Genomic DNA, 26,048 nt, shown 5'->3' on the forward strand with positions numbered 1-26,048 from the left:
GGGAGGAAAAGCACGTGTCCCACCTCAACCGCCGCCAGGCGCTCCGGCTGTTCGCGGCCGCGGGCGTGGCGGGCATGACCGCGCCGATCCTGTCCGCCTGCAGCAGCACCGACTCCACGACCGGCGCGCCGACGGCGCCGAGCGGGCCGCCCATCAAGATTGGCATGATCGTGCCGCAGACCGGCGCGTTCAAGGATCTCGGCAACGAGCTCGACAACGGTTTTTCGCTCTATCTGCAGCAGCACGCTAACAAGCTCGGCGGCCGCCAGGTGACGCTGGTGAAGGTCGACGAGGGTGAGACCGGCGACACGGGCAAGGCCGCCGCCGAGAAGCTCATCAAGGAGGAAAAGGTCCTCGCGCTGACCGGCGTGGTCAACCCGCAGTCGATGCTCGCGATGAAGGACACCGTCGAGACCGGGCAGATCCCGCTCGTCGGCTCCAACGCCTCGCCGAGCACGCTGCAGGGCGCGAAGTACATCTGGCGTACCTCGTTCGTCTCGACCGAGCCGGGCCAGGCGATCGCCCAGTGGATCGCGGCCAACTCCGGCGGCCCCGTGGCCGTGATGGGGCAGGCGGGCTCCGGCGGCGACGACGAGGACGTGCGGAGCTTCGTCGACTTCCTCAAGAGCGCCGGCGGCAACATCGCCGGCACGCCGCGCACCACGCCGTTCGGCAGCAAGGACTTCAGCTCGATCCTGGGCCAGATCAAGAACTCGGGCGCCACGTCGTTGTACGCGAGCTACGGCGGCGCCTCTGCGGTCGAGTTCGTCAAGCAGTTCCGCAACCAGAAGTTCCCGAGCGGCTTCAAGCTCTTCGCGCCGGGCAGCCTCACCGAGGGCTACGTGCTCAAGCAGCTCGGCGACTCCGCCTCGGGCATCTTCACGGCGCTGAACTACTCGCCCGACCTCGACAACGCCGCCAACCGCCGCTTCATCGCCGACTACCAGAAGGCGTTCGGCACGGTCCCGTCGACGTACGCGATGGCCTCCTACGACGCAGGAGCCGTGCTCGACAAGGCGATCACCGACGCGACGAAGAGCCTGGACTCGTTCTCGCTCAACGCCGCGATCGGTCGCCTCGGCCAGATCGACAGCCCGCGCGGCGGCTGGCAGTTCTCGCAGAACCGGGCGCCCCTGCAGCGGTGGTACCTGCGCCAGGTCCGCAACGACGGCGCCGTGCTCTCCAACGTGCTGACCGCGGAGCTGACGACGCTCGGCTAGGCCCTAGGCGGCGCCGCGCCGCTTCAGCGTCGCGACCGCCGAGCCGGCGAGTGTCAGCAGGCACTCCTCCAGCTTGCCGTCGACCAGCGCCACGGTGAACAACGCCGTGGCGCTCGGCTCGTCCTCGTTGGCGTAGGCGCTCACGAAGCGTGCCACCCATCGCTGGTCGTAGTTGGCGTCGTCGATGTCGGGAAACTCCAGGCGCCACGGGCCGCGTACCAGGTTGTCACCGACCATCTCGCCGGCGAGGCGCCACGCGACGTCGTACGCGGCGCTCATGCCGCGCCGGTCCACCACCGAGTCGAACGTGTTCGCCACGGCGTCCTCATCGCCCGCGAGTGCCGACTCCAGGACCTGGGCGGCGTCCTGATATGTCTCGTCTCCCGGGTCATCCACGACGCAACCGTATGTCGCGCGGTCAAGGCCCGCCCGTGTCTCGCGGCTTTTTATTCGGTACCGCGGGTGGGCACCCGACTACGACCGGCGCAGCGCACAGGTGAGTCGCGCGGTGCAGATGCGCTCGCCGCTCTCGTCGGTGATGGCGATCTCGTAGGTGGCGATCATGCCCCCGAGCCGCAGCGGCGTCGCCACGCCCGTCACCAGGCCGGCGCGCGCCGCCTTGTGGTGCGTCGCGTTCACCTCGATACCGACCGCGATCCCGTTGAACAGCCGGGCCGCGTGCATGGCCGAGCCGATCGAGCCGAGGGTCTCGGCGAGGACGACCGATGCGCCACCGTGCAGCAGCCCGTATGGCTGGGTGTTGCCCTCCACCGGCATCGTCGCGACGACCCGCTCGGGCGAGGCTTCGAGCAGCACGATGCCCATGCGCTCCGGCAGGGTGCCCTCGAAAGTCATGCCGCCCGGCACTTCCTCACCGACAGTGATCTCCGACCCGGTACCTGCATCTGCCATGCGCGAAGCGTACCCGCGCCCCGGCTTAAGTCCGGGAGCCGTCCGCGCTAAGGTGCGCTCGGCACCTTTGGGGAGGAGAACACCCATGCGCGCACGTTCGGCCCGCACCATCGTGGGAGCGATCACGGCGATCGGATTACTGCTTGCCGCATCCGGCTGCGCGTCCGACACGAAGAGTAACGCCGACACCGCTCCCACAGCGGAGATCCGTCTCTACGGCACGGACGGCAACATGGCCAACTCGTTCGGCGAGGCCCTCAAGGACTCCCCGGCGGTGCTGAACGGCATGAAGGGCACGACGCCGCTGACCCCGCTCAGCGAGGACTTCAAGCGGCGTGTGAAGGCGATCGACCCCTCGCTGACCGACTTCAACTACTCCGGCGAGTCCTACGACGCCGTCGTCATCGCCGCCCTGGCCGCCGAGGCCGGCAAGTCCTCCGACCCCGGCGTGATCGCCAAGCAGTTGATCGGCGTCACGACGGGTGACAACGTCTGCGACTCGATCGCCGCCTGCCTCACCGCCGCCAAGTCGGGCAAGGACTTCAAGTACCGCGGCATCTCCCTGCGCAGCAGCGGCTTCACGAACGTCGGCGAGCCGTCCTCGGCCATGTACGGCGTGCTCAACTTCGGCACCAGCAACACCATCGACGACGCCAAGACCGAGTTCGTCGGCGCCGGCGACGAGAAGACCGAGGACAAGGCCGCACCGCCGGCCGCCACCGGCGGCAAGGGCGGCCAGAAGCCCCCGCTGAAGTTCGGCCTGCTGCTGCCGAAGACCGGCGCGCTGGCCTTCCAGGGCCCGCCGATGTTCGCCGCCGCCAAGCTCGCGATCAAGGAGATCAACGAGGCCGGCGGCGTGCTCGGCCAGCCGGTACAGGTCGTGGAGGGCGACGACGGCACCAACCCCGACGTCGCCAAGGCGACCACGTCGCAGTTCATCTCCCAGGGCATCCAGGTGATCATCGGCGCCGGCGCGTCCGGCGTGAGCAAGGCCGTCATCCCGCAGGTCGCGCAGGCCGGCCGAGTGATGATCTCGCCCTCGGCGACCTCGGACGAGCTCACGAAGTTCGAGGACAAGGGCTTCTTCTTCCGCACCTCGCCGCCGGACGTACTGCAGGCCAAGGCCGTCGCCGACATCATGATGCGCGACGGGCACACGAAGGTCGCGATCATCGCGCGCGGCGACAGCTACGGCAACGGCCTCGCCGCAGGCGTCAAGAACGACCTGGTCGCCGCCGGCATCAAGCCCGAGAACATCCTGATCAAGACCTACGAGGCCAAGGACAAGTACGAGAAGGACGACGGGCCGAAGATGTTCAACTCCATCGGTACGGCGATCAAGGGCTTCGGCGCCACCGGCATCCTCGTCATCGGCTTCGACGAGTCCGCGCTCGCCATCAAGGCGCTCGTCGCCGAGGGCGTCAAGTCCTAGCCTTCCTTTGGTGGCACAGGCTCTGACCGAACGGCCTCGATCGTCTGTCTTGAAGTAGGCCTGGACTCGCGTACCGCGGGTCCAGGGCCTACGGTGAAGCCGATTGCCCCTGAGTCAGGTGAGAGGACCACCGGATGAGCGAGAACGAGACCGTCGAGACCCGCGGCGAAGAGCGCGTGGAGCTGCTCGTCGGCGACACCAACAACGACGGCAAGCCCGACCTCTGGGCGGTCGACACCGACGGGGACGGCAAGGCGGACCTGTTCCAGTTCGACACCAACGGCGACGGCCAGGTCGACATCACGATGAGCGACCTCGACCAGGACGGCACCCCCGAGGCGGTCGTCGACGGCGACGGCGGCCTGCCCCCGGCCTGAGCCATTTGGCACGAACCGATTTCGCAAGACCGGTTTCGCACGTACCGAGGCAGCGTAGATCCGGTATCTACGCTGCCTCGCTTGTGTCTGCCCCCTACTTGCCGGCTTGCGCCACGAAGTCGCGCCACTGCTGCTCGAGCTGCGTCTGCCCCACCCCGAGCACCTCGCGGGACACCGACTCGACCTCGGACATCCGCATGAACGCCTCGTAGAACGCGATCAGCTTGTCCTGCCCGTACGTCTCGGCGATCATCCGGCACGCGAGCCACCCGCTGATGTAGTTGCGCGGCTCCTCGTAGAACTGCTTGTCGTCCGGGAACGTCCCGATGGTCATCCCGCCGAGCGCCGCTCGGATACCGGCCGCGTTGTACTTCCCGTCCTTGTAGGCGACGTACTCGGCGAACCCTTCGACGACCCAGCGCGGCGTGTAGGGCCCGGTGACCGGCCCCATGGCCGCGTGCGTGAACTCGTGCGTGAGGTCATGCTGGAGCTCGGCGGTCGGCGCACTGAGCTCCGTGGGGTTGAACACGACGCGCGTGGTCGCGTACGAGGGCCGGGCCGACCACTCGGCCACCGCCCCGTAGTAGGGCACCGCGATCGCCGCCACTTCGGCCACCCGGTCCGGCGACTCCGCGAAGTACGTGTCGAAGATCTGCTTGTCGTTGACGGCCGTCAGCAGCACCTTGCCGTCCCACCCGGTCGGCCGCACTTCGGCCACCTGCCGCAGCCCGGCCTCGGCGAGCTGCAGCAGCTTCTGCCCGCCATCGGCGTCCTCGGCCGACAACACGGCGACCACCCGGTCGTCGCGCACCACGGTGATCGCCCCGTCGGCGTCCCACGGCTGCCCTTCGGCCCCGGTAGGCATGTCCTTGCCGGCCCCGTCGCCGGCGATGACCCACCGCCCACCGACGTACCCGAACACCGCCAGCCACGGCGTCGCCACAACTTTGGTGTCGACCCCTTCGACCCGATGCCGCACGGTGACCGCGATGACTCGAACGGCCGCGTGGTACCGATCGAACAACTGCGACGGCAGAAAGGCAGCCATCTTCGGCGCCGAGATGTTCGTCCGCTCGAACTGCAGCTCGGCAAACGGCACCTTGGTGAGATTCTCGAACTCCTGCCGCTGCCGCTTCACGAAGCCGGGATCGACCTGATCGACGTCCGCCATCCAGGCGTCGACGCTCTTGCGCTTCACGGCATCCGCGTGCCGCGCAAGCACTTCGTCGATCGCCTTGAGCCCCACTTCGGGCCGCACGTCAACCCAGGTAACGGCCGTCGGCGAGTCCCCACCGCTACGCAACACCCACGCCGTGCCCGCCACACCCGCGAGCGCGAGCAGCATGCTGACCACGAGCAGCGTGGTGAGCACCGCCCAGAAGTAGCTCCTCCGCGGCTGCGGCGGCAGCTGCTGCACTCCCCACGGATAGGGCTGCGGCACCCACCCGCCACCTCCCGGCCGAGCCCCGCCCGGCCAAGGCGCACCCGGCCCCCAGCCACCGGGCGGCATGGTCGCAGTCGGCGCCGCGAACTGCACCGGCACAGCCACCGCCCCGTACGGCGCCGGCGCGACGCCCGGGCCCGGCCCCATCGGATTCACGGACGGCATGACCATCGGCGGCGCGGCCGGTCCGGCCATGGCGGGCGATCCTGGCGCAACTACCGGAGCAGGCGCAGCGACGACCGCAGCAGGCACATGCTCACCCGACGATCGCTGCCGCGGGATCTGCGAGATGTGCGGTGGGACTTGGGGCGATGCGGGAACCGGCGCGGTCTGCTCGGAACTCGGCGATGCGTCGGCACCGGGCGAAGCTTCCGCTGCACCGGGCGAGATGGATGCCGCGCCGGGTGCGGTGGATACCGCGGCGGTGGTGCTTTCCTCCGGGTCGGTGACCTGTGGAGCCGACGGAACGACAGGTGCGGTCGCGGGGGTGTCCGAGTCGACAGCTGAGGTCGCAGCGGCGGTCGGTTCGGGGTTGGTCACGTTGCCTGCCGACGTCGAGGAGCGGAAGCACATCCTCTGTCAGCATGCGCGGGCTTGTCGAGTCGGCCGCCGAAGCCGCCCGGTGTAGGCACGCCACTTGCCATCGGCCGCCTGAGAGCCTGCTCGAAGCTCCGCGCCACCTGTCGACTGCGGGCCTGATGACCGCGCAGAGACGTGGGCCGGCTGTGTGACCGCGGGCCTGGTGTCCGCTCGCGGCCTGGAGCCGGCTGCCATTCGCGGGCGTGGTGCCCGCTCGTGACCTCAGTGGTCGACCGCGGCGTGCCAGGCAATACGTGAAGGCACAAGCGGAGGTGAGGAGTAGTGGTGATCTTCGCGGCGTGAGATCGAACGGGCGTGTGGCCCCTCGTATCACCCGAACGAGTGGATCGGGCGAAGTTTGGGTGAGTAGTGGCCCTAGCTCATTGCATCGTGCATGTGCATGTTTGAGGATTTGTGTGTTCGTCGTTACCGAGCGTCGCAACGCCCGAGCCCCCCGACCGTGTGTTGACAGAGGGGTCCGCGCGGTCGGGTGAACGGGCGGGCGCTGCGACGCGGTCAACTGGCCTTGGCCGTGTCGGGGCGCCCGCCCTCAATGCCAGGTCCGAGCTCGTACGAGAGGGCGATGAGCCAGAATGCACTACTCCCAGCTTGCCGCCGACCGCATCGCGGCGGCCCAACAGGTCATCTCGCTCCACCTTCCCTCGCTGTCCGGTGAGGCCTGCTCGGCCTGCGGGCACGTCTTCCCGTGTGCGTTTCGCCGAGCCGCCGACGGCACGCTCGACGCCTACGGGCGGCTGCCCCAGCGCCTGCCGGGTGCGACGCTGCGAGCCGCCGGCATATGGCTCGGTGCGCCCAGGCACAGACCCGGCGACGGCGCCGGGTGGCCGGTGGGCGACGTCGCGTGGGCGTGGGCCGACGCGAACAACGCCGAGGCGTGGCCGAGAAACCTGCAGCACCAAACCAGCCCGGCCAACCGAGCCAACCGAGCCAACCATGCCAACCGGGCCAACCCGGGCAACCAGGACGGCCGCGACAACCAGGGGCGCCGCCGCGGATGGTTCGACGCCGTCGTCAATCCGGCGGTCGGGGTGGCCCAGGTGCCGAACGCGGCGCCGTCCGACGAGCGGGATCAGGCCGAGCGAGATCGGGAGGCCGCCCGCCGGCCCCGCTTCGTGCCGATCCAGCGGCGTCCGAAGTCCTGACGGCGTCGTAGCCGACGAGGGCCGTCGCGAGCAGGCTGCCCACCTCGGCGGCGTCCGCCTCGGGTATCCGGCCGCCGATCTCGGTCACCAGGGCGCCCGCGTCCCAGCCGACGAGGCGCAGGCCGATCAGGCCCGTGTCGCCGCAGCGGTAGGTGGTCACCGCGTAGCCGCGGCGGCCGTCGTGCAGGTCGAGCGTCAGCGTTCTGTCCATGCCGGCAACGTACGGGCCACCTACGACACTTTTTCGAGAGGCACTACCGAGCGTCCAGGGTGAGTGGCTCAGGGTAGTTGGAAGGTGGTTTGCGCAGCGTCCATGGGGCGTGCACCGCCTTGCCGGGAACGGACGCGAGCTCCGGCACGTAGCGGCGCACATAGTCGCCGGACGGGTCGAAGCGCGAAGCCTGACGCAGGGGGTTGAAGCGCCGGTACGGCTTCGTGTCGTTGCCCGTGCCGGCCACCCACTGCCAGTTGCCGTAGTTGTTAGCCACGTCGCCGTCGAGCAGGAGGTCGTAGAAGTGGTCCGCGCCGGCGCGCCAGTCCAGGCCGAGGTGCTTCGTCAGGTAGGAGGCGGTGATGAGCCGGGCGCGGTTGTGCATCCAGCCCTCGGCCAGCAGCTGCCGCATGCCGGCGTCGACGATCGGCACGCCGGTGTGGGCGCTCTTCCACGCCTCCAGCGCGTCCGGCTCGTCGCGCCAGCGGTCCTCGGCGCCGGGGCGGTACGCGCGGCGGCGCAACTCGGGGAAGGCGAACAGCACCTGGTGGTAGAAGTCGCGCCAGCACAGCTGCCGCAGGAACGGCTCGGCGCCGGGGCGGTCGTGCACCCGCGCCGCGAGCTCGCGCGGCGACAGGCAGCCGAAGTGCAGGTACGGGCTCAACCGGGACGTGCGGTCCGCGGCGAGGTCGTCGTGCGTCTCGGAGTACCCCTGGAGATGCGAAAGCCAGGCCGTGAGCCGCTTGCGCGCCGCGGACTCGCCGGCCACCTCGGCCGAAGCGCCCGATTCGAACCAGGATTTCGGCATATTTCCGGGTAAGGCGATCCGCCGCGGCGCGCCGAGCACGTCCCGCCACGACGCGGCCTGCCAGGCGCGGTAGTAGGGCGTGAACACCTTGTAGTGCGAGCCGCCGCCTGGGCGCAGCGAACCGGGCGCCACGACGGTCACGCCGGGGAACGTGCGAAACGCGAGGCGCTCCGAGGCGCAGGCGGCGGCCAGCCGGGCCTCGCGACCGCGCGCGTAGTCGCTCACGTCCGCCGCCATCGCGATCCCCTCCGCGCCGACGGCCCTGGCGACCCGCACGGCCTCGCGGACCGGGTCGCCGCGCAGCACCGCCAGGTCGCCGCCGAGGGAGCGCAGCGAGGACGCCAGGTCGGCGAGACACCCCCGCAGGAACTGCCGCCGGTTGTCGGCGGCCGGCAGGGCCGGGTCGTGCACGAACAGCGGCACCACGTGCTCCGCCGCGCGCACCGACGCCGACAGCGCCGGGTTGTCGTGCACGCGCAGGTCGCGCGTGAAGAGCACGACGGCGACGTTCATGCCGCGGTACTGCGCAGATCGACGAACGCGGAGCCGTCCCGCTGCGCCGGGACGGCCGCTGCAGCCGGAGCCGAGGGCTTCGAAAGGACGCACGACAACGCCACCGCGAGCCGGCGGCCCTTGGGCACCGTGGCGCGGCGGACGAACACGTCGAAGTCCTGCGCGGCGACCTCGTCGAGGATCATGCTGTAGAGCCGGTAGGCCGCGCGCATGCACGCCTGCGAGCCGGGCGCGAGCATCGGGATTCCCGGCGCGGCGAGCGCATAGTGCTGTTGGGCACGGCTCACGAAGTACCGAATGAGGCGCTTGATGTTTTTGGAACTGGCCCGCGTCGCGAGCGCCCGCTCCAGGTCGTCCCGCGTGACCCCGAACGCCTCGAGGTCGCGTTGCGGCAGGTAGACCCGCCCGCGCTCGAGGTCCTCGGCCACGTCGCGGATGAAGTTCGTGAGCTGGAAGGCCAGGCCCAGCTGCCGGGCGGGCTCCCGCGCGGCCGCGCGGTCGGCCGACTCGAGGATCGGCAGCATCATGGTGCCGATGACCGCCGCCGAGCCCTCCATGTATCCGAGCAGGTCGTCATACGTCTCGTACGACGTCACGGTCAGGTCCATCGCCATGCTGTCGAGGAACTTGCGGAAGTCCTCGAGGTCGATGTCGAACACCCGGATCGTGTGCAGCACCGCCGGCAGCAGGGGGTCTTCGGTGTGCCCGCCGCGCAGCCCGTGGAGGAACGCCGCCGACCACGCGGCGAGCTCGGCGGCCCGCTCCTGCGGCGTGGCGCCGCCCATGCGGTCGACGATCTCGTCGGCATACCGCGTGAATCCGTACAACGCATGAACATGACGGCGCTTCCAGCGAGGTAGCAGGCGCGTCGCCAGGTAGTAGGTGCGACCGTAGTGGCGGTGCAGCGCGCGGCACCGCTCGTAGGCGGCGGCTAGGGGCGCATCCATCTGACCTCCAGGTTCGCACGCAAATCGACGCAGCAATCGACGCATGCTCCAGCCTACGCTAACCTCGTGGACATGCGAACGGTTACGGGCCCCACGGATCGCGTGGTCGTCGTGGGGGCCGGCCTCGGCGGGCTCGCCGCGGCCATCCGGCTCGCCGCCGCCGGGCGGACCGTCACGCTGCTCGAGCGCCTCGACCAGCCGGGCGGGCGCGCCGGGCGGCTCGTCCTGGACGGATACGAGTTCGACACCGGCCCGACCGTGCTCACCATGCCATCCTTGCTGGCCGACCTGTTCGGCACCGTCGGCGAGGACCTGGCGGCGTGGCTGCCGATGACGCGGCTCGACCCGGCGTACCGCGCACACTTCCCCGACGGCTCCACGCTGGACGTCATCGCCGACACCGCCCGCATGGCCGGCGAGGTCGCGCGGGTCTGCGGCTCGCGGGAGGCGGACGGCTACCTGCGCTTCGTCGACCACGCACGCGAGCTGTGGGCGCTGGAGCGCGACGACTTCATCGACCGCAACCTCGACCGCCCGCAGGACCTCGTGACGGCCAACCTGTGGCGGCTGATCCGGCGGGGCGGCTTCGGGCGGCTGCAGTCCAAGGTGAACTCGTACTTCAAGGACCCGCGCACCCGCCGGATCTTCTCCTTCCAGGCGATGTACGCCGGCGTCGCGCCACACCAGGCCCTCGCGCTCTACGCCGTCATCGCCTACCTCGACTCCGTCGCCGGGGTCTACTTCCCGCAGGGCGGCATCCACGCCGTCTCCCGCGCCCTCGCCGGCGTCGCCGAGAAGCACGGCGTCGAGATCGTCTACGGCGCCGACGTCGCCCGCGTCGAGGTCGCCGCCGGCCGCGCGACCGCGGTGCGGACCGTCGACGGGCGCCGGTTCCCGGCCGACGTGGTCGTGCTCAACCCCGATCTTCCCGTGGCGTACCGCGACCTGCTCCCACCGGCCCGCTGGCGCAGCCCGCTGCTGGGCCCGCTGCGGTACTCCCCGTCCTGTGTGGTGCTGCACGCCGGATCGACGCAGGCGTACGGCGCGATCGCGCACCACAACATCCACTTCGGCCGCGCGTGGCGCGAGACCTTCGACGAGGTCATCGAGCAGGGCCGGCTCATGAGCGACCCCTCGCTGCTGGTCACCAACCCGACTCGCAGCGACCCGTCGCTCGCCCCCGAGGGCCGCCAGACCTACTACGTGCTCGCCCCGACGCCCAACCTGACCGCCCCGCTGCTCGACTGGCGTGGCCCGCTCGCCGGCATCTATCGCAGCGAGCTCATCGCGACGCTGGAGCAGCGGGGGTACGTCGGGTTCGGCGACGCCATCGAGACGTCCCACTTCATCACCCCCGCCGACTGGGCCGAACAGGGCATGGCCGCCGGCACCCCCTTCGCCGCGGCGCACACCCTGCGCCAGACCGGCCCCTTCCGGCCCGGCAACCTCCACCCCACACTGTCCAATGTGGTCTTCGTCGGCTCGGGCACCCAGCCCGGCGTCGGCGTGCCGATGGTGCTCATATCCGGTCGCCTCGCGGCGTCGCGCGTCACAGGGGAATAGCCTTGCAGTCTCGAGAACAGCAGCTCGTCGAGCTCGTCGACACCGCGGGCAGCGCGGCCGGCACCGCCACCGTCGAGGAGGCGCACCGGGCACCCGGGCGGTTGCACCGCGCGTTCTCCGTCCTGCTCGTCGACCCCGACGGCCGGCTGCTGCTGCAGCAGCGCGCCGCGGTGAAGACCCGCTTCGCCCTGCGCTGGGCCAACAGCTGCTGCGGCCACCCCGGCCCCGGAGAGCCGGTCGTCGCCGCGGCCGCGCGCCGGCTGGACGAGGAGCTCGGCGTGTCTACGCCGCTTCAGGAGGTCGGGGTGTACCTCTACCAGGCGATCGACCCGGACAGCGGACGAGTCGAGTTCGAGTACGACCACGTGCTCGCCGGCGAGTACGACGGCCCGGTGCGCGCCGACCCCGGCGAGGTCGCCCGCACGGACTGGGTGCGCCCCGCCGAGCTCGCCGAGCGGCTCGTGCGGTTCCCCGAGTTCTACGCACCGTGGCTCGGCGGCGTGCTCGACGCCTGGCGGTCCGCGGCGCGATGAACACCGCCGCCGCGTACTCGGCCGGCGCCGTCGCCCGCCGGCTCGGGGTCGCCGTCACGACCCTGCGCACGTGGCACCAGCGGTACGGGATGGGCCCGTCGCTGCACGAGCCGGGGCATCATCGGCGGTACACCGAGCAGGACATCCAGCGGCTCGAGGTCATGCAGCGCCTCATCGTCGAGGGCGTGACCCCCGGCGAGGCGGCGCGCTGGGTCCGCGCCCGCCGCCCGTTCTCGGAAAATGCCGGTTCGGTCGAAGATACCGGCGCCGCCGTGCGCGGTTTGAGCCGTGCGGCGCTGCGCCTCGACGCGCCGGCCGTGCGCCAGCGGGTCGCCGACGCGGTGCGCGAGCTGGGCGTCGTCGCGGCCTGGGACGGCGTGTTGCGCCCCGTCCTTTCGAGCATCGGCGATCGGTACTCCGCGACCGGCGCCTTCGTCGAGGTCGAGCACCTCGTCTCGGGCTGCGTCTCGGCCGTCCTCGGCGCGGTGCAGCGCCCGCCCGCAGGCACACCCGTGCGCATCCTGCTCGCCTGCGCCGACGAGGAGCAGCACAGCCTGCCGATCGAGGCCCTGGCCGCCGCGCTCGCCGCCGACGGCGTCCCGTCCCGTTCCCTCGGCGCCCGCGTCCCGCCCGGGGCGCTGCAGGCCGCCGTGCGCCGCACCGGCCCGGCCGCGGTCCTGCTGTGGTCGCACCTGCGCGAGACCGCATCCCCGGAACAGCTCGCCGCCATCCTCGCCGAACGCGCCCGCCCTCTGGTGCTCGCCGCGGGCGGCCCGGGATGGCATCGACCGTCCGTCCCATCGGGGGTCGTCTTTCCGGACAGTCTCACCGAGGCGCTGATGGTCCTCACATCGGCACTCACTTAGTTAACTGTGTAAAAGTGCCTTGCAGCGGTACTCCCGGGTTCGTGCCATGGGCTGAATGCCGGAGGTTGGGCGCGCCCCGGAATCACTAACGTGTGGCTTCGTCGGAAGTACCTCAACGCCCCCTCGGAGCCAGCTATGTCACGCACACGACTTGCGGTGGGAGCAGTGATCAGCGCCGCCGCCCTGGCACTCGCCGGCTGCGCCTCGCACGCCTCCGCCTCCTCGTGGCACGCAGGCGGCTCCGCGACCGCCGTCGCGGCCTCGGGCCAAGCCGGCGGCGAGCCCATCAGTCATCCGATCGCCGGCACGTCGGACTCGTCCTCCAGCCAGGGCAAGCCCGCGGCCTCCGCATCGGCGTCGGCGTCCGCCTCGCCGTCGGCCTCCGCCTCGGCGTCCGCGTCGGCACCCGCCAGCTCGCCGCCGCCGGCCGACGGCATCTGGCGCACCACCGGATCGGCCGCGGTCGCCCTGACCTTCGACGACGGCCCCGGCCCCGACACCCCGAAGATCCTCGGCATGCTGAAGGCGCAGGGCATCAAGGCCACGTTCTGCCTCATCGGCGTCAACGTGCAGGAGTACCCGCAGTACGTGCAACAGATCGTCGCGGACGGCCACACGCTGTGCAACCACACGTGGAAGCACGACGAGAGCCTCGGCAAGAAGTCCGCCGACACGATCCGCAACGACCTGCAGCGCACGAACGACGAGATCCACAAGGCCGTGCCGAACGCCCCGATCAAGTACTTCCGCCACCCCGGCGGCAACTTCACCCCACTCGCGGTGCAGATCGCTTCCCAGCTGGGCATGACCTCCATCGGATGGAACGTCGACCCGTCAGACTGGAACACGAAGAAGTGGTCCGGCCAGTCCATGACCAACCACATCATCTCGAACGTGAGGAACAACACGAGGCCCGGCTCGATCGTCCTCTCCCACGACGGCGGCGGCGACCGCAGCGCCACGATGGCCGCCTACAAGACCCTCCTGCCCGAGCTCAAAGCCAAGTTCACGCTGATAGCGCTGCCTGTGTGACCCACTGACGGATACTCATTTGGAGAACGCTGGAGGGGTCACGTATGCTCTGAAAGCCTCCGGCGGGGCCGGATGGGAGCAACACCGCAAGGGTCGCAGGGTATGCGATGATTGCGGGGCCGCCCTCATCGTCTAGCGGCCCAGGACGCCGCCCTTTCAAGGCGGTAGCACGGGTTCGAATCCCGTTGGGGGCACGCGGTTGGTTTAGCTAGGTCCTGTGGAGCAGTTGGAGTGCTCGCCGCCCTGTCAAGGCGGAGGTCGCGGGTTCAAGTCCCGTCAGGACCGCAAGGCCCACTTGTGGGTCACTCTGGGCAGGTAGCTCAGTCGGTACGAGCGTCCGCCTGAAAAGCGGAAGGTCGGCGGTTCGACCCCGCCCCTGCCCACAAAGCTCTTCGCCGGGCTTTACAGACCCCGACCTGCGGAAACGCGGTCGGGGTCTTTGTTGTTCGTCACCTGCCACGAAGATCGTTATGTAGCAACGCCGGACCTTTGGACAGCGGACGGTCACCGAGGCGTACCGCAGCCTGACCCGCAGCAAGTCGCCGGACGCATGGACGACACCAAAGCCAGTGTGACCAGTTCGAGCAGGGCGTAGTCTCCGGCCAGGGCGCCCTGGCTATCCACTTCGACGACGACGGCATCACCGCCGTCGCCTGACCACCAGCGTCGTCGCAGGAGCGGCGCTCGCTCGGCCTGACGCTTTTGATTCAGGACGGCTTCCGCTCGTAGCCGCACTCATCGTGAACCCAGCGATCGAGGTAGGCGGCTCTGTCGTGCTGCGTCTCGATGGCCGCCAGCCACTCGGCGGCTGCCTGCTTCATATGGCGGACCGCGACGGCGTCCTGCTCCGGCGAACCGCCGCCCGGAGCGTCCATCTCATCTGTCAGAGCTCCCCAGATGAGATAGAGAGCCGCCGGGTATTTCTGCGACGTACTCGCCTTCGGGCGTCTCGGACATCGCGCTCATGGCCAAGCCTAAGAACCCGATACCCGCCTCGTAGGTTGGCTGGCCCTCTTCCGCCTCCCGCACGAGGCACGCCTCGTTCACGGTCGCTGCAAGGAAGTCCTCTGGCCCGGTCTCCGGGTGCCATCCGCCTGCCACGACGCACAGTATGCAGTCAAGTCTGACAGCGGACGGTCGTCGACGCGGTTGGTCAGGCTCGTCATCGTGAGACACTGGTATGCGGCAGCCGCACAGTGTCCCGGGAGGTGGTCCAGACCGTGAGCGTGGCAACGATGGAGCACGCCGGACCCTGGAACGAGGATGACTACCTCGCGCTGGGCGAAACGCCGAACCGGATCGAACTGATCGATGGGAGCCTGCTGGTGAGTCCCGCGCCAAGTTCGCGCCACCAGCGCCTCTCTCGCCGCATCGCCAATCAGCTGGACACACCCGCTTCCGTCGCGGGCCTGCTCGTCTACGAAGCGGTGAATGTCCGGCTGCACACCGACCGCCTCGTCATCCCCGACCTCGCCGTCGTGGACACGAGCGACGACTTCGTCGTCGTTGACGCGGCGCAGGTCGCCCTCGTCGGCGAGATCGTCTCACCCGGCAACGCCGCAGCGGACCGCGTCATGAAGATGCACTTCTACGCCGCCGCGCGCATCGAGTGGTACCTCCTCGCCGAGCAGGACTCGCCCGACTCGCTCACCCTCCGGCTCAACCGGCTCGATGGCACCCACTACGTCGAGGAATCGGTCGCCAAGTCCGGCGAAAGCCTGCGCGCTCTTCAGCCGTTCCCGTTCCAGCTCGACACTCGCACGTTGCTCGCCCCGTAGCCAGCCATCCGAGCCTCAGCCGTGTAGCAGCGCGTGTAGCAACGGGTCCGCACACCGCCGACCACCAGCGACCGGATCCGCACGTCTGCCGGGGTCATGGACTCCCTCCAAGCGGGGCTGCGTTGATCTGAAAAGCGGAAGGTCGGCGGTTCGACCCCGCCCCTGCCCACAAAGCTCTTCGCCGGGCTTTACAGACCCCGATCAGCGGAAACGCCGGTCGGGGTCTTTGTCTGCCACCGCCCGGCTATGAAGATCGTTATGTAGCAACGGTGAACGCATGAGCAGCGGACGGTCACGTCCGTATAGCTTTCGCTATACTCCACTCCGTGACCACACCGGAGTGGGGCATCTACGTCGTCAACGAAGTCCGCGCCTGGATCTACTCACTGGATCCGGCGGCCAAGGCGCGGGTCGTGCAAGCAATCGATGCACTCGCCGAAAGTGGGCCCAGCCTCGGACGTCCTCTCGTCGATACCATCACCCACTCATCGCTCGCCAACCTCAAAGAGCTACGACCGGGAACGATGCGGATCCTCTTCGTCTTCGATCCTTGGCGGTCCAGCATTCTGCTCGTCGCCGGCGACAAGGCGGGGCAATGGGATGCCTGGTATCGGGAAGCGATACCGCTTGCTGAGCAGCGTTACGAGATCTACTTGAAAGAACGGGCACAGGAAGAGGGGGACCAGCGATGAGCAGCTACGTGCGCTGGAGCGACATCCGCGGCGAGCTTGTCGAACAGGCCGGTGGCGAGGAAGCCGTAGCGGCTGGCAAGCAGGAACTGCTGGCCCAGGTCACCGGCCACCGCCTCGCCGATGCGCGCCGCAGTCGCGGCCTGACGCAGCAGCAGGTCGCCGACCGTATGGGCGTCACCAAAGGCCGGGTCTCGCAGATCGAGCAGGGCAAGGTCTCGGGTCAGGACGTCCTGGCCCGCTACGCCGCCGCACTGGGCGGCCGCCTTCACCAGGCCATCTACTTCGACGACGGCGACATCACCGCCATCGCCTGATCTCCGACGTCGTGTAGCAACCCGTGTAGCAACGGCGGCGTACCGACCTGGATCGCTGGACGCAATGCGGCACACGTGGCCTCAGTATCCAAGTCCACGACGCCGAGCCACCGAGATCTGAAAAGCGGAAGGTCGGCGGTTCGACCCTGCCCCTGCCCGACGCCGAGAGGCAAGTGGGTCGGTCCCGCGCCGAAGTCGAGCGTCAGCGCCACGGGCCGTTACTTCGTGAGGGCTCGGACGTCCCAGAGCCAGACGTCGTCGACGCGCTGGCCTGGGCCGAAGAGGGCCTCCAGAGTGTCGAACAAGGCGTCGTGGTTCGGGGTCTTCGGCAAAACCAGGATCGCGGCGTGCCAGTAGCGCAGGTCCCTCAAAGCGTCGGCCTTGTTCTTGTCCGTGATCTGCGGGACCTGGCCCGTCGCGGCCACCGTGTCCAGCAGGGTCGTCGTCGGCCTTGCCGGCACGCCCAGGCGGCCCTTGCCGTTCTCGTCCGGGCCCAGGAAATAGCCGGCCGGGATGGCGAACTCGTGCAGGGTTGCGCCGCTCCACTGCAGGCCCGCGATGCCCTGGCGGTTGTTCGGGACCGGGACGGGGACCAGGGTGCCGCCGGCCGACGTGTACGGGCGCCACTTCTCGCTCGTGATGAAGTGTGGGATCGGGTCGGCCGACTGGACGGGGACCGGGGTCGGGATCAGCGGGATCAGAGCGATGGCGATGGCGATCCGCGCGTCGAAGCGGAACCAGTCCCTGGCCGAACCGTCGGGGCGGGCGACCTTGTCCCAGGCCAGGGCGAGTAGCACGCCGATCGCCAGGGTGCTCACGTAGACGAGGCGGGTCGGGAGGAGCAGGCCGACCAGGGGTGCGTCCGCAGGGATCAAAGACCACGGGGCCTTGTGGCTGGTCAGGTGGCCGTTCCAGCGGATGTTGGCGCCCAGGGAGCAGACGGCGAAGACTGCGCCCGTGATGGCGGCGATCCTGGCGTGGAGAGAGCGCCACAGGACGATGACCAGAATGGGGACCAGGGCGAACAGCGTGATGCCGTACCAGCTGTTCTGCTCGGTGATGCCGATCGTGCGTTCGGTGCTGGCGTCGCCGGCCAGGCTGTCGCGCGGGTAGGTGAAGAAAGCGCGGACGTCCTCGCCCCAGCCCGAGAACGGGAGGCCCTGGAACGTCTGGGGGCCCTTGAACTGGTACCACAGCGGGTACGCCAGCAGCGTCACCGCGATCAGGGCCGCCACCCCGGCGGCCGCGAAGAACGGCTTCAGCATTGCCTTGGCCTCTTCTTGGCGCATCGCGGCGTACGCGAGCAGCGCCACGACGCAGCCCAGCGCCGTGACCAGGAGTTGCTCCTCGTTGAGGAACGCCTGGTAGGTGACCAGCAAGCCGAGGTAGATGCCGTTGCGGAGCCAGCGGCCGTCCTCGGCCAGCTTCATCGCGCGCAGGACGATGAATGGCAGCAGGAAGTTGGTCAGGAAGTTGGCCTGGCCGTTGGCGTGGTGGACGATGCCGGGGGCGAAGCCGACGAACGCGCCCGCGACCGCCGCCGCCGGGCGGGACTTCACCAGGTGGCGTGAGAGCACCCAGTAGGAGCTGAAAGCGGTGGCCGCGGGGGCGCCGCCCAGCCACAGCAGGTACACGATCTGCGGGCCCAGCAGCATGGTCAAGGGCGCCAGCGGGATCGTGAGGCCGAGGACCGAGGTGTTGGCCATCATGTTGACGCCGACGGGGACGTTCTGGCGCATGGACACCAGCGGGTTGCTCAGGTGGCGCACCGTGTAGGCGCCGTGGCCGAGCAGCCACTCGAACCACAGGTGGTCGTCGGGCAGGTGGCCGGAGATGCGGTGGCGCACGTCGGGCCAGTAGTGGCCCAGGACGATGGCCGCGATCATGAGGTACGCCGCGGCGGCGATCAGGTCCGGCAGGCGACGACGCAGCCTGGGGGAGACGCGGTCACGGAGCGACGGTTCGGGTTCAACCGCCCGGGGCGCGTCGCTTTCGAGCTGGGTCGGCGTCACTGCCGACATCGTAGGCCAAAAAGGCCCGGGTCTTAGTCCCGCTCGGCCGCGGCGACCAGGTAGGCCGTGACGGGTCAGGCGACCTTGCGCAGGGTGGTCAGGGCGCGCAGGGCCTCGGCCAGGGAGATCGGGTGGTCGTCGGCCTCGGTGACCAGGCACTGCTCGATCATCTGGCGCATCAGCGTCGACGGCTTCACGCCGCGGCGCCGGGCGATCGTGGCCAGCTGCTCGGCGGTGCTGGTGGGCAGCCGCACCGAGTACACCGCCATCGTCTCGCCGTCGGGGCGGGGCGGGAGCTCGGCGGGGGCGTCCGTATATGTGATGTTGCCGGCCGCCACGGCCAGGGCCAGGGCGTCCAGCTGCTCGTCCGTCGCGAACGTGTCGCTCATGACTTCGCCTCCCATGCCTCGAACTCGGCCTGCTGGGCGGGTGACATGTCCAGCGCGCCGATGATGAGCCATTCCAAGCCGCCCTCGTGCCGCAGCACGACGATCAGCGGGCGTCCCGACCGCGTGCGAGCCCAGACGCTGAGGACCGGCAGTCCCAGGGAGACTCCCGCCCTCGGCAGCCGCCGGTCCGCGTTGAGCGCCTCGAGGGCCTCGATCGGGTCGATGCCGTTGAGGGCCGCCAGCGTCGCCGGCCACCAGCGGTAGGGCATACCTCAATGTACGACGTCCGTCATACGCGCGTCCATCGGGCGCATACTGTCGGCATGATCCTGGTTACCGGCGCGACCGGGCAGGTCGGCGGGCGCGTGGCTGCTCGGCTGGCGCTGCCGCACGCGCTGCTGGTCCGCGACGCGGCCAAGGCGCCCGAAACCGACAAACCCGTAAAAGTCGCGGAATATGCCGACAAAAGCCGGATGCACGCCGCGCTCCAGGGCATCGAGACGCTCTTCCTGGTGTCGGGGCGCGAGGACCGGCACAGGCTCGCCGCGCACAAAACCGCTGTAGACGCGGCCGTCGAGGCCGGCGTGGAACGGATCGTGTACCTCTCGTTCGAGAGCGCCGCCCCGGACTGCACGTTCACGTTCGGCCGCGACCACTGGCACACCGAGCAGCACATCCGCGCCACCGGCCTGCGGTACACGTTCCTGCGCGACAACATGTACCAGGAGATGATCCCCCGCCTCGCCGGCGCCGACGGCGTTATCCGCGGCCCGGCCGGCGACGGGCGGCTGGCGGCGATCAGCTATGAGGATGTAGCGGATGCCGCTATAGCCGTACTAACCGAAAAATCGGACAAATCCGAAACCTACCGGCTCAGCGGTCCCGAAGCGCTCACGCTGGCCGAAGCCGCCGAAAGGCTGGGCCTGCGGTACGAGCCGGAGACCGTGGAAGAGGCGTACGCCGCACGAGCGCACTACGGCGCGCCGGAGTTCGAGGTGGCGGGATGGGTCACGTCGTACCAGGCCATCGCCAACGGCGACCTCGCCGAGGTCACCGGCGACGTCGAACGGCTCACCGGGCATAGGCCGCGATCGCTGAGCGCGAATTGAGAGGTGGCACCGGCACATCGCCCATAGCATGAAGTGCATGCCTGAAGCCGATCGCATCCCGCAGCGCCCCAGTCTCGACGGTCTCGAGGAGAAGTGGGCGGGCGTATGGGAGGTAGAGGGCACGTATCGCTTCGACCGAACCGCCGCGCGCGAGACCGTGTTCGCCATCGACACCCCGCCGCCGACGGTGAGCGGAGCCCTGCACATCGGGCACGTGTTCTCCTACACGCAGACCGACATCGTCGCGCGGTACCAGCGCATGCGCGGCAAGGCCGTGTTCTACCCGATGGGCTGGGACGACAACGGCCTGCCGACCGAGCGCCGCGTGCAGCTGACGTTCGGCGTGCAGTGCGACCCGACCCTGCCGTACGACCCCGGCTTCGAACCGCCGGAAAAGCCCGGCAAGGACCGTGTGCTCATCGGCCGGCGCAACTTCGTGGAGCTCTGCCAGCGCCAGACCGACCTCGACGAGCAGTCCTACGAGCGCCTCTGGAAGCACGTGGGCCTCAGCGTGGACTGGACGCACCTGTACACCACGATCGGCGACCGCGCCCGCGCGACCGCGCAGCGCGCGTTCCTCAACAGCCTGGAGCGCGGCGAGGCGTACCCGCTGGACGGCCCGACCCTGTGGGACGTGTCGTTCGGCACCGCCGTGGCGCAGGCCGAGCTGGAGGACCGCGAGCGGCCCGGCGCCTACCACCGCATCCGCTTCGGCGAGCACCACGTGGAGACGACCCGGCCCGAGCTGCTGCCCGCCTGCGTGGCGCTGGTGGCGCACCCGGGCGACGAGCGGTACAAGCCGTATTTCGGCACGACGGTGCGCACGCCGCTGTTCCACGTGGAGGTGCCGCTGCTCGCGCACCATCTCGCCGACCCGGAGAAGGGCAGCGGGCTGGTGATGGTGTGCACGTTCGGCGACCTCACCGACGTGACCTGGTGGCGCGAGCTGGACCTGCCGACCCGCACCGTGATGCAGCGCAACGGCCGGCTCGGCCTGCAGCCGCCCGACGGCGTGGACGAGGACGCCTACGCGCCGGTGGCCGGGCTGACGATCAACCAGGCGCGCGAGAAGGTCGTGGCGATGCTGCGCGCCTCCGGCGAGCTCGACGGTGAGCCCCGGCCGATCACGCACGCGGTCAAGTTCTACGAGAAGGGCGATCGGCCGGTCGAGATCGTGGCGACGCGGCAGTGGTACATCAGAAACGGCGCCCGCTCGCCCGAGCTGCGCGAGACGCTGCTGGCCCGCGGGCGCGAGCTGCAGTGGACGCCGGCGCACATGCGGGTCCGCTACGAGCACTGGGTGGAGGGGCTCACCGGCGACTGGGTGATCAGCCGGCAGCGGTTCTTCGGCGTGCCGATTCCGCTGTGGTACCGCCTTGACGCCGACGCCAACCCGATCCACGACGACCCGATCGTGCCGAAGGCCCTGCCCATGGACCCGAGCAGCGACACGCCGCCGGGGTTCGAGGAGGCGGACCGCGGGCGGCCCGGCGGCTTCATCGGCGACCCGGACGTGATGGACACCTGGGCGACGTCCTCGCTGACGCCGCAGATCGCCGGGCGCTGGCTCGACGACCCGGAGCTCTTCGGCCTGGTGTTCCCGATGGACATGAGGCCGCAGGCACACGAGATCATCCGCACCTGGCTGTTCACCACCGTGCTGCGCTCGCAGTTCGAGCACGGCGTGCTGCCGTGGGGCAACGCGGCGATCGCCGGCTGGATCCTCGACCCGGACCGCAAGAAGATCTCGAAGTCGAAGGACAACGCGCGGCCCGACGACAGCCCGGAGGTGCTGCTCGAGCGCTTCGGCGCCGACGCGATCCGGTACTGGGCCGGCAGCGCCCGCCGCGGCGTGGACACGGCGCTGGACACCAACCAGATGAAGGTGGGCCGGCGCCTGGCGGTGAAGCTGCTCAACGCGAGCCGGTTCGTGCTCGGCTTCGGCGGCGCGGCCGACCCGGCCCGCGTGAGCGAGCCGGTGGACCTGGCGCTGCTGGCGGCGCTGTCCACGGTGGTGAGCGAGGCGACGGCGGCGTTCGAGGAGTTCGACTACGCCCGGGCCCTGGAGGTCACCGAGCAGTTCTTCTGGACCTTCTGCGACGACTACGTGGAGCTGGTGAAGGCCCGCGCCTACGGCGAGGCCGAGCCGGCCGGGGTGGAGTCGGCCCGCGCGGCGCTGGCCGTGGCGCTGTCCACGGTGCAGCGGCTGTTCGCGCCCTTCCTGCCGTACGTGGCCGAGGAGGTCTGGTCCTGGTGGCAGGAGGGCTCGGTGCACCGCGCGCCGTGGCCGCACGAGCTGCCCGAGCCGCTGCCCGGCGGCGACGTGGCGCCGCTGCGCCTGGCCGCGGAGGTGCTCGGTGCGATCCGGCGGGCCAAGTCGGCCGCGCAGCAGTCGATGCGCGCCGAGGTGGCCCGGCTGGAGGTGGCCGGCCCGGTGGCGACGCTGGAGCGGGTCCGGGCCGACCTCACCGCCGCCGGCAACGTGCGCGACTGGTCCATCGTCGAGGCGGAGGAGCTGTCGGCTACCGTCACGCTGTGATGGAACTCCAGGCCATTCCCGCTATCGGGGTGCAGCACCCGGCGGTGCGGCAGGTGCAGCACATCCAGAACAACACCGCGCCGAACCGCTACAAGCTCTTCGTCGCCGAGGGGCTGTGGGCGCACAACATGCTCCTGGAGTCCGGCGCGCCGATCGACACGTTCTTCTGGTGCCCGGAGGCGATCTACGCCGACGAGGCGCACAAGCGGGCCGAGGAGATCGCGGAGCGGGCCGAGCGCTCGTTCCGCATCTCCCTGCGCACGCTGGAGAAGATCTCCGAGCGGGACAAGCCCGACGGGCTGCTGTCGCTGGCCGCGCTGCCCCGGTGGGAGCCGCGGGACGTGCGCTTCGAGCGCACCGCGCTGGTGCTGGTCGCCGACGGCGTGGAGATCCCGGGCAACCTCGGCACGCTGATCCGCTCGCTGGACGCCTGCGCCGCCGACTGCCTCGTGCTGACCAACCGCAAGACCCGGCTCACCCACCCGAAGGTGATCCGAGCGAGCCAGGGCACGATCCTCACGGTACCGACGCTGGAGTTCGAAACCGTCGCGGAGGCCGCGGCGTGGCTCGATTCGCTGCGCTTCACCGTGCTGCTGGCCGACACCGACGAGGCGATCAACTACCGCAAGGCCGACTACGGCGGGCGCACGGCGCTGGTGGTGGGCAGCGAGCGGTACGGCATCGGCAAGGACTGGTACGGGCGCGGATACCAGCGAGTCGCCGTACCCATGCTCGGGTCCGGCGACTCGCTGAACGTTTCCGTCTCGGCCTCGGTGCTGCTCTACGAGGCCCGGGCGCGGAAGTCCCGCTGGTAGTTACTTCGGCTGCGCCACCTGGCCGCGCAGCGAGATCGCCTGCAGGAAGATGTCGCCGATCTTCGCCGGGTCGGGCGCGACGAACGTGCCGCCGCCGACCGCGTCGGTGACCTGCCGCATGTGCGCCTCGTCGACCTTGTCGCCGATGCCGATCAGGATCACCTGGATCGGCTTGGCCGGGTCGGCCGCCTTCTTGAGCTCGGCGATCAGCTGCTCCAGCGACAGGCCGCCGGCGGGGTCGTCGTTCGCGCCGTCGGTCATGACGATGACCGAGTTGACGCGCCCGCTCTCGTACCCCTGCTGCACCGTCTTGTAGGCGGCGAGGATCGTGTCGTAGAGCGCGGTGTCGCCGTTCTTCTTCGCCTGGATCTGCGAGAGCGCCTGCAGGCACTGGGTGCGCTGGCTGACCAGCGGCCCGATCGGCACCAGCTGCTTGTAGTCCTTGGTGCCGTCCATGAGCGTGGAGAACTCCCACACGCCCAGCGCCCACGAGTCGTCGAAGAGGCTCATGCCCTTGCGTGCGGCCTCCAGCGTCACCTGCATGCGCGTCGCGTTGCCGGCGGTCGGCACCGTCTCCAGCATCGAGCCGGAGACGTCGATGACGGCGAGCATGCGGGCCGGCAGCGTGATCGCCTGCCACTTGGACAGCAGGCCCTCGACGGTGGCCGCGTCGGGCGCCGCGCCGGAGGGGGCCGGCAGGGTCGCCGGCGCGTTGCTCGGCGTCGCGAAGCCCTTGCCGGGCGCGCCGTCGGCGCCGCGCAGCCCGATCGCGCCGAGCTGGTCGCGGAAGTCCTGCGAGTCGAACGACTTGAGCAGCTCGGTGGCGATGCTGGCCTTGTCGCTGCTGAGCACGACGGCCGGGTAGTCCAGCGCGGGCGCGGCCGGCTCGGCGTAGATCGCGGCGAGGCGGACCGGCGGCTGCACCCCGTTGTACTGGATGACCGCCTGCTCGGACAGCGGCGCCACGGTCAGGCCGCTGCTCAGCGCGGTGGGGTCGCTGCCGCGCGGGAACTTCTGGATCAGGTCGGCGCGCAGCGAGGAGCGGCCGGCGGCCAGCGCCCGCAGTGCGGCGGTGGCCACCTGGGTGGCCTGGGTGGCGTTGCCGCCGCCGGCGGCCTGCGCGGCCGCGGCGAGGGTGAGCAGGCCGCCGAGGCCGGTGGAGTCGCGGCTGGGCTCGACGATGCCGACCTTGACCTTCTGGTCGGTCGCCACCTTGCTGATCAGGTCGGTGTACGTAATTTTCTTCTGCGGCCAGCCGAACGTGGTCGCGATCGGCTCCGGCATCGCCAGCACCACCGGGCTGCGGGCGATCGACTTCGCGTTGTTCGGCACGCCCTGCGGGTTGACCGCGCGCAGGCGGGCCAGCCAGAGCGAGGAGTCGGCGACCCAGACGTCCGGGATGCGCGTCTTGCCGTTGGCCTGTCCGACGCCGGTCAGCGTCTTGTTGACCTTGCCGGCGAGGGCGGCCGCGACGTCGGCCGGGTCCTCCTCGAAGACCTCGATGTCGACGCAGTTGTCGTTAGCCTTGGCCTGGTCGGACCAGGCGGTGGCCTGTGCCTTCAGCGCGGGCACGATGTCCGCCGGCGCGCCGATGGACAGCTGCGCGGCGCTGCCGCACGACGGCTGCGAGTACTTGCGGAATGCATACCAGCTACCGGCGAGGACGACGAGCACGGCGACCGCGGCGGCACCCAGCTTCAGCGCTCCGCCCGACGACCCCGCTGAGCGGTGGCGACCTTTCACGGCTCATATCCTCCGGACCGGCGGCCTCTGCGGCCTTGTACCTTCGGTTGAAAATCACTGACGGTACGCATCCCAACAAACGAACGCCTAATCTACAAGGCGCCGAAGAATCGTAGTTACACGAACACGGTTCGCAATCGTGACCGGACAAACGGCCACAAGCAGGCATTCCACGCCGACTTAAATCTGCCCTAATCGATCTTCAGCGTGCTGGAGTGATCACTCATGGTGACGACGAGCGGGCGATGGTCGGAGAACGGCAGGCGGGGGCTCTCGACCCCGACGACCCGCGGCAGGCGCTCGAAGCCGTGCCGATCGGCCAGGACGTGGTCGAACTGCACGCGTGGCGCGTGCGAGGGATAAGTAGGAATGCCGGCCAGCCGGCGCCAGCCGGAGACCAGCCGCGGCAGCCCGCCGGGCAGGTTGAGGTCGGCGAGCAGCACCCGCGGCGCCGGCAGGCCGCGCAGCGCGCGGCGAACCAGGCGGAGCTGCCGGACGTTCCAGCCGGGCACGAACGACAGGTGGGTAGTGGCAATTGTCACGCGCCCGGCCGGCGTCTCGATCACCGCGGCGACGAGCACCCGCGGCTCGTCGTCCAGCATCAGCAGCCGCATCCGGTGCGGCCCCGGGATCATGATCGGGGCGCGCAGCGGGCTGGCCGGCAGTCGGGTGACCCGCCACTGCGTCACGGGATAGCGGCTGACCAGCGCCACGCCGTAATGCGGGTCGAGGCCCTCGCCGTCGGCGTCGGTCGCCGTCCGGAACGCCTCGCCGGGCGTGCCGACGACCGCGGGGACGAACATCGCGTGCTCGGCGCCGAGCGCGTCGGCGGCGATGCGTGTGAGGTCGGCGTGGCCGCTGCGCGGCTGGGCGCGGTCGACCTCCTGCAGGCCGAGCACGTCGGTGTCCAGGCCGGCGATCGCGCGGCCGATCCGGCCTTCGTCCACTAGGCCGTCGGCGAGCGAGCGCCCGTGCATCAGGTTGAACGTGCCGAGCCGCATACCTTCATTCTCGCCGCTTGATCTTGGCGACCGCCGCCCGTGCGGTGTGCGGCGCG

At 70.0% G+C, this 26,048-nt stretch carries 25 protein-coding genes and 3 tRNA genes; 17 read left to right on the top strand and 11 right to left on the bottom strand.

Features of this window, described 5'->3' with window-relative positions; translation table 11 throughout:
• Nucleotides 1-14: 14 nt before the first annotated feature.
• The gene (locus tag ABD901_RS03095; protein WP_345120881.1) at nt 15-1,220 is read left to right on the top strand and encodes an ABC transporter substrate-binding protein; all 1,206 of its coding nucleotides are present in this window, start codon (nt 15-17) and stop codon (nt 1,218-1,220) included.
• 3 nt (nt 1,221-1,223) lie between these two features.
• Here ABD901_RS03095 and ABD901_RS03100 read toward each other — a convergent pair whose 3' ends face one another.
• Together ABD901_RS03100 and ABD901_RS03105 are read right to left on the bottom strand one after the other, a co-directional pair.
• Complete coding sequence (locus ABD901_RS03100) at nt 1,224-1,616, bottom strand: hypothetical protein (RefSeq protein WP_345120883.1); 393 nt, start codon at nt 1,614-1,616, stop codon at nt 1,224-1,226.
• A gap of 78 nt (nt 1,617-1,694) precedes the next feature.
• Nucleotides 1,695-2,132, bottom strand: a complete 438-nt coding sequence (locus tag ABD901_RS03105) for a hotdog fold thioesterase (RefSeq protein ID WP_345120885.1) — start codon at nt 2,130-2,132, stop codon at nt 1,695-1,697.
• Nucleotides 2,133-2,217: 85 nt separating this feature from the next.
• Between ABD901_RS03105 and ABD901_RS03110 the strand changes: the two genes are divergently transcribed.
• Both ABD901_RS03110 and ABD901_RS03115 read left to right on the top strand, forming a co-directional pair.
• Entirely contained in the window at nt 2,218-3,564 is a 1,347-nt protein-coding gene (locus tag ABD901_RS03110) for an ABC transporter substrate-binding protein (protein WP_345120887.1), read from the top strand.
• Nucleotides 3,565-3,698: 134 nt separating this feature from the next.
• Entirely contained in the window at nt 3,699-3,941 is a 243-nt protein-coding gene (locus ABD901_RS03115; RefSeq protein ID WP_345120889.1) for a hypothetical protein, read from the top strand.
• A gap of 94 nt (nt 3,942-4,035) precedes the next feature.
• Here the strand turns inward: ABD901_RS03115 and ABD901_RS03120 are convergent, their stop codons facing one another.
• Entirely contained in the window at nt 4,036-5,382 is a 1,347-nt protein-coding gene (locus ABD901_RS03120; RefSeq protein WP_345120891.1) for a hypothetical protein, read from the bottom strand.
• A 1,175-nt stretch (nt 5,383-6,557) separates the two neighbouring features.
• Between ABD901_RS03120 and ABD901_RS03125 the strand changes: the two genes are divergently transcribed.
• Nucleotides 6,558-7,127: a hypothetical protein gene (locus ABD901_RS03125; protein WP_345120893.1), complete on the top strand. Its 570-nt coding sequence runs from the start codon at nt 6,558-6,560 to the stop codon at nt 7,125-7,127.
• Between the two features lie 254 nt (nt 7,128-7,381).
• Here ABD901_RS03125 and ABD901_RS03130 read toward each other — a convergent pair whose 3' ends face one another.
• The gene (locus tag ABD901_RS03130; RefSeq protein WP_345120895.1) at nt 7,382-8,659 is read right to left on the bottom strand and encodes a cryptochrome/photolyase family protein; all 1,278 of its coding nucleotides are present in this window, start codon (nt 8,657-8,659) and stop codon (nt 7,382-7,384) included.
• Nucleotides 8,656-9,606 (bottom strand): phytoene/squalene synthase family protein, encoded by a 951-nt coding sequence (locus ABD901_RS03135; RefSeq protein ID WP_345120897.1) that lies wholly within the window; start codon nt 9,604-9,606, stop codon nt 8,656-8,658. The genes ABD901_RS03130 and ABD901_RS03135 overlap by 4 nt, the downstream gene beginning before the upstream one ends.
• Before the next feature lie 72 nt (nt 9,607-9,678).
• Here ABD901_RS03135 and crtI point away from each other — a divergent pair, with 72 nt between their 5' ends.
• From crtI to ABD901_RS03170, 7 genes are all read left to right on the top strand, one after another.
• On the top strand, nt 9,679-11,169 hold the full coding sequence (gene crtI, locus ABD901_RS03140; protein WP_345120899.1) for a phytoene desaturase family protein: 1,491 nt from the start codon (nt 9,679-9,681) through the stop codon (nt 11,167-11,169).
• Nucleotides 11,170-11,171: 2 nt separating this feature from the next.
• Complete coding sequence (gene idi / locus ABD901_RS03145) at nt 11,172-11,702, top strand: isopentenyl-diphosphate Delta-isomerase (protein ID WP_345120901.1); 531 nt, start codon at nt 11,172-11,174, stop codon at nt 11,700-11,702.
• A complete protein-coding gene (locus tag ABD901_RS03150; protein ID WP_345120903.1) occupies nt 11,699-12,568 on the top strand; it encodes a MerR family transcriptional regulator in 870 nt (289 codons plus the stop codon). The genes idi and ABD901_RS03150 overlap by 4 nt, the downstream gene beginning before the upstream one ends.
• A 135-nt stretch (nt 12,569-12,703) precedes the next feature.
• Nucleotides 12,704-13,600: a polysaccharide deacetylase family protein gene (locus ABD901_RS03155; RefSeq protein ID WP_345120905.1), complete on the top strand. Its 897-nt coding sequence runs from the start codon at nt 12,704-12,706 to the stop codon at nt 13,598-13,600.
• Nucleotides 13,601-13,721: 121 nt separating this feature from the next.
• A tRNA-Glu gene (locus tag ABD901_RS03160) sits at nt 13,722-13,794 on the top strand.
• A gap of 17 nt (nt 13,795-13,811) precedes the next feature.
• Nucleotides 13,812-13,885: transfer RNA gene (locus ABD901_RS03165), tRNA-Asp, on the top strand.
• Between the two features lie 24 nt (nt 13,886-13,909).
• Nucleotides 13,910-13,983 (top strand) — tRNA-Phe (locus ABD901_RS03170).
• 324 nt (nt 13,984-14,307) lie between these two features.
• Here ABD901_RS03170 and ABD901_RS03175 read toward each other — a convergent pair.
• Nucleotides 14,308-14,475, bottom strand: coding sequence for a hypothetical protein (locus ABD901_RS03175; protein ID WP_345120907.1), 168 nt, complete (start codon nt 14,473-14,475; stop codon nt 14,308-14,310).
• Between the two features lie 345 nt (nt 14,476-14,820).
• Here ABD901_RS03175 and ABD901_RS03180 point away from each other — a divergent pair, with 345 nt between their 5' ends.
• From ABD901_RS03180 to ABD901_RS03190, 3 genes are all read left to right on the top strand, one after another.
• Nucleotides 14,821-15,378, top strand: coding sequence for a Uma2 family endonuclease (locus ABD901_RS03180; RefSeq protein ID WP_345120909.1), 558 nt, complete (start codon nt 14,821-14,823; stop codon nt 15,376-15,378).
• A 326-nt stretch (nt 15,379-15,704) separates the two neighbouring features.
• Nucleotides 15,705-16,070 carry a type II toxin-antitoxin system RelE/ParE family toxin gene (locus ABD901_RS03185; RefSeq protein ID WP_345120911.1) on the top strand — a complete coding sequence of 122 codons (366 nt, stop codon included), beginning with the start codon at nt 15,705-15,707 and terminating at the stop codon, nt 16,068-16,070.
• On the top strand, nt 16,067-16,384 hold the full coding sequence (locus ABD901_RS03190; protein ID WP_345120913.1) for a helix-turn-helix domain-containing protein: 318 nt from the start codon (nt 16,067-16,069) through the stop codon (nt 16,382-16,384). The genes ABD901_RS03185 and ABD901_RS03190 overlap by 4 nt, the downstream gene beginning before the upstream one ends.
• A gap of 218 nt (nt 16,385-16,602) precedes the next feature.
• On the opposite strand, the gene ABD901_RS03195 is transcribed toward ABD901_RS03190, so the two are convergent.
• From ABD901_RS03195 to ABD901_RS03205, 3 genes are all read right to left on the bottom strand, one after another.
• Nucleotides 16,603-18,405: a hypothetical protein gene (locus ABD901_RS03195; protein WP_380137550.1), complete on the bottom strand. Its 1,803-nt coding sequence runs from the start codon at nt 18,403-18,405 to the stop codon at nt 16,603-16,605.
• A 65-nt stretch (nt 18,406-18,470) separates the two neighbouring features.
• Nucleotides 18,471-18,785 carry a ribbon-helix-helix domain-containing protein gene (locus ABD901_RS03200; protein WP_345120917.1) on the bottom strand — a complete coding sequence of 105 codons (315 nt, stop codon included), beginning with the start codon at nt 18,783-18,785 and terminating at the stop codon, nt 18,471-18,473.
• Complete coding sequence (locus ABD901_RS03205) at nt 18,782-19,054, bottom strand: hypothetical protein (protein ID WP_345120919.1); 273 nt, start codon at nt 19,052-19,054, stop codon at nt 18,782-18,784. The genes ABD901_RS03200 and ABD901_RS03205 overlap by 4 nt, the downstream gene beginning before the upstream one ends.
• A 6-nt stretch (nt 19,055-19,060) precedes the next feature.
• Here ABD901_RS03205 and ABD901_RS03210 point away from each other — a divergent pair, with 6 nt between their 5' ends.
• The 3 genes from ABD901_RS03210 to ABD901_RS03220 are packed head-to-tail and all read left to right on the top strand — an operon-like array spanning nt 19,061 to nt 23,248.
• A complete protein-coding gene (locus ABD901_RS03210) occupies nt 19,061-19,894 on the top strand; it encodes an SDR family oxidoreductase (RefSeq protein ID WP_345120920.1) in 834 nt (277 codons plus the stop codon).
• 37 nt (nt 19,895-19,931) lie between these two features.
• Entirely contained in the window at nt 19,932-22,433 is a 2,502-nt protein-coding gene (gene valS, locus ABD901_RS03215) for a valine--tRNA ligase (RefSeq protein WP_345120922.1), read from the top strand.
• Nucleotides 22,433-23,248, top strand: a complete 816-nt coding sequence (locus tag ABD901_RS03220; protein ID WP_345121154.1) for a TrmH family RNA methyltransferase — start codon at nt 22,433-22,435, stop codon at nt 23,246-23,248. The genes valS and ABD901_RS03220 overlap by 1 nt, the downstream gene beginning before the upstream one ends.
• Here the strand turns inward: ABD901_RS03220 and ABD901_RS03225 are convergent, their stop codons facing one another.
• Nucleotides 23,249-24,991: a VWA domain-containing protein gene (locus ABD901_RS03225; protein WP_345120924.1), complete on the bottom strand. Its 1,743-nt coding sequence runs from the start codon at nt 24,989-24,991 to the stop codon at nt 23,249-23,251. It abuts the gene before it with no gap.
• Nucleotides 24,992-25,182: 191 nt separating this feature from the next.
• Entirely contained in the window at nt 25,183-25,992 is an 810-nt protein-coding gene (locus tag ABD901_RS03230; RefSeq protein WP_345120926.1) for an endonuclease/exonuclease/phosphatase family protein, read from the bottom strand.
• Nucleotides 25,993-26,048 lie beyond the last annotated feature (56 nt).

The organism is Dactylosporangium darangshiense (genome assembly GCF_039537565.1).
GTDB classification, from domain to species: Bacteria; Actinomycetota; Actinomycetes; order Mycobacteriales; family Micromonosporaceae; genus Dactylosporangium; species Dactylosporangium darangshiense.

Coding starts and splice junctions, on each gene's coding strand:
- ABD901_RS03105 (WP_345120885.1), bottom strand. CDS start 2,132: ATGGCAGATGCAGGTACCGGGTCGGAGATCACTGTCGGTGAGGAAGTG.
- ABD901_RS03110 (WP_345120887.1), top strand. CDS start 2,218: ATGCGCGCACGTTCGGCCCGCACCATCGTGGGAGCGATCACGGCGATC.
- ABD901_RS03115 (WP_345120889.1), top strand. CDS start 3,699: ATGAGCGAGAACGAGACCGTCGAGACCCGCGGCGAAGAGCGCGTGGAG.
- ABD901_RS03125 (WP_345120893.1), top strand. CDS start 6,558: ATGCACTACTCCCAGCTTGCCGCCGACCGCATCGCGGCGGCCCAACAG.
- ABD901_RS03130 (WP_345120895.1), bottom strand. CDS start 8,659: ATGAACGTCGCCGTCGTGCTCTTCACGCGCGACCTGCGCGTGCACGAC.
- ABD901_RS03135 (WP_345120897.1), bottom strand. CDS start 9,606: ATGGATGCGCCCCTAGCCGCCGCCTACGAGCGGTGCCGCGCGCTGCAC.
- crtI (WP_345120899.1), top strand. CDS start 9,679: ATGCGAACGGTTACGGGCCCCACGGATCGCGTGGTCGTCGTGGGGGCC.
- ABD901_RS03150 (WP_345120903.1), top strand. CDS start 11,699: ATGAACACCGCCGCCGCGTACTCGGCCGGCGCCGTCGCCCGCCGGCTC.
- ABD901_RS03155 (WP_345120905.1), top strand. CDS start 12,704: ATGTCACGCACACGACTTGCGGTGGGAGCAGTGATCAGCGCCGCCGCC.
- ABD901_RS03175 (WP_345120907.1), bottom strand. CDS start 14,475: ATGGACGCTCCGGGCGGCGGTTCGCCGGAGCAGGACGCCGTCGCGGTC.
- ABD901_RS03190 (WP_345120913.1), top strand. CDS start 16,067: ATGAGCAGCTACGTGCGCTGGAGCGACATCCGCGGCGAGCTTGTCGAA.
- ABD901_RS03195 (WP_380137550.1), bottom strand. CDS start 18,405: ATGTCGGCAGTGACGCCGACCCAGCTCGAAAGCGACGCGCCCCGGGCG.
- ABD901_RS03200 (WP_345120917.1), bottom strand. CDS start 18,785: ATGAGCGACACGTTCGCGACGGACGAGCAGCTGGACGCCCTGGCCCTG.
- ABD901_RS03205 (WP_345120919.1), bottom strand. CDS start 19,054: ATGCCCTACCGCTGGTGGCCGGCGACGCTGGCGGCCCTCAACGGCATC.
- ABD901_RS03210 (WP_345120920.1), top strand. CDS start 19,061: ATGTACGACGTCCGTCATACGCGCGTCCATCGGGCGCATACTGTCGGC.
- valS (WP_345120922.1), top strand. CDS start 19,932: ATGCCTGAAGCCGATCGCATCCCGCAGCGCCCCAGTCTCGACGGTCTC.
- ABD901_RS03220 (WP_345121154.1), top strand. CDS start 22,433: ATGGAACTCCAGGCCATTCCCGCTATCGGGGTGCAGCACCCGGCGGTG.
- ABD901_RS03230 (WP_345120926.1), bottom strand. CDS start 25,992: ATGCGGCTCGGCACGTTCAACCTGATGCACGGGCGCTCGCTCGCCGAC.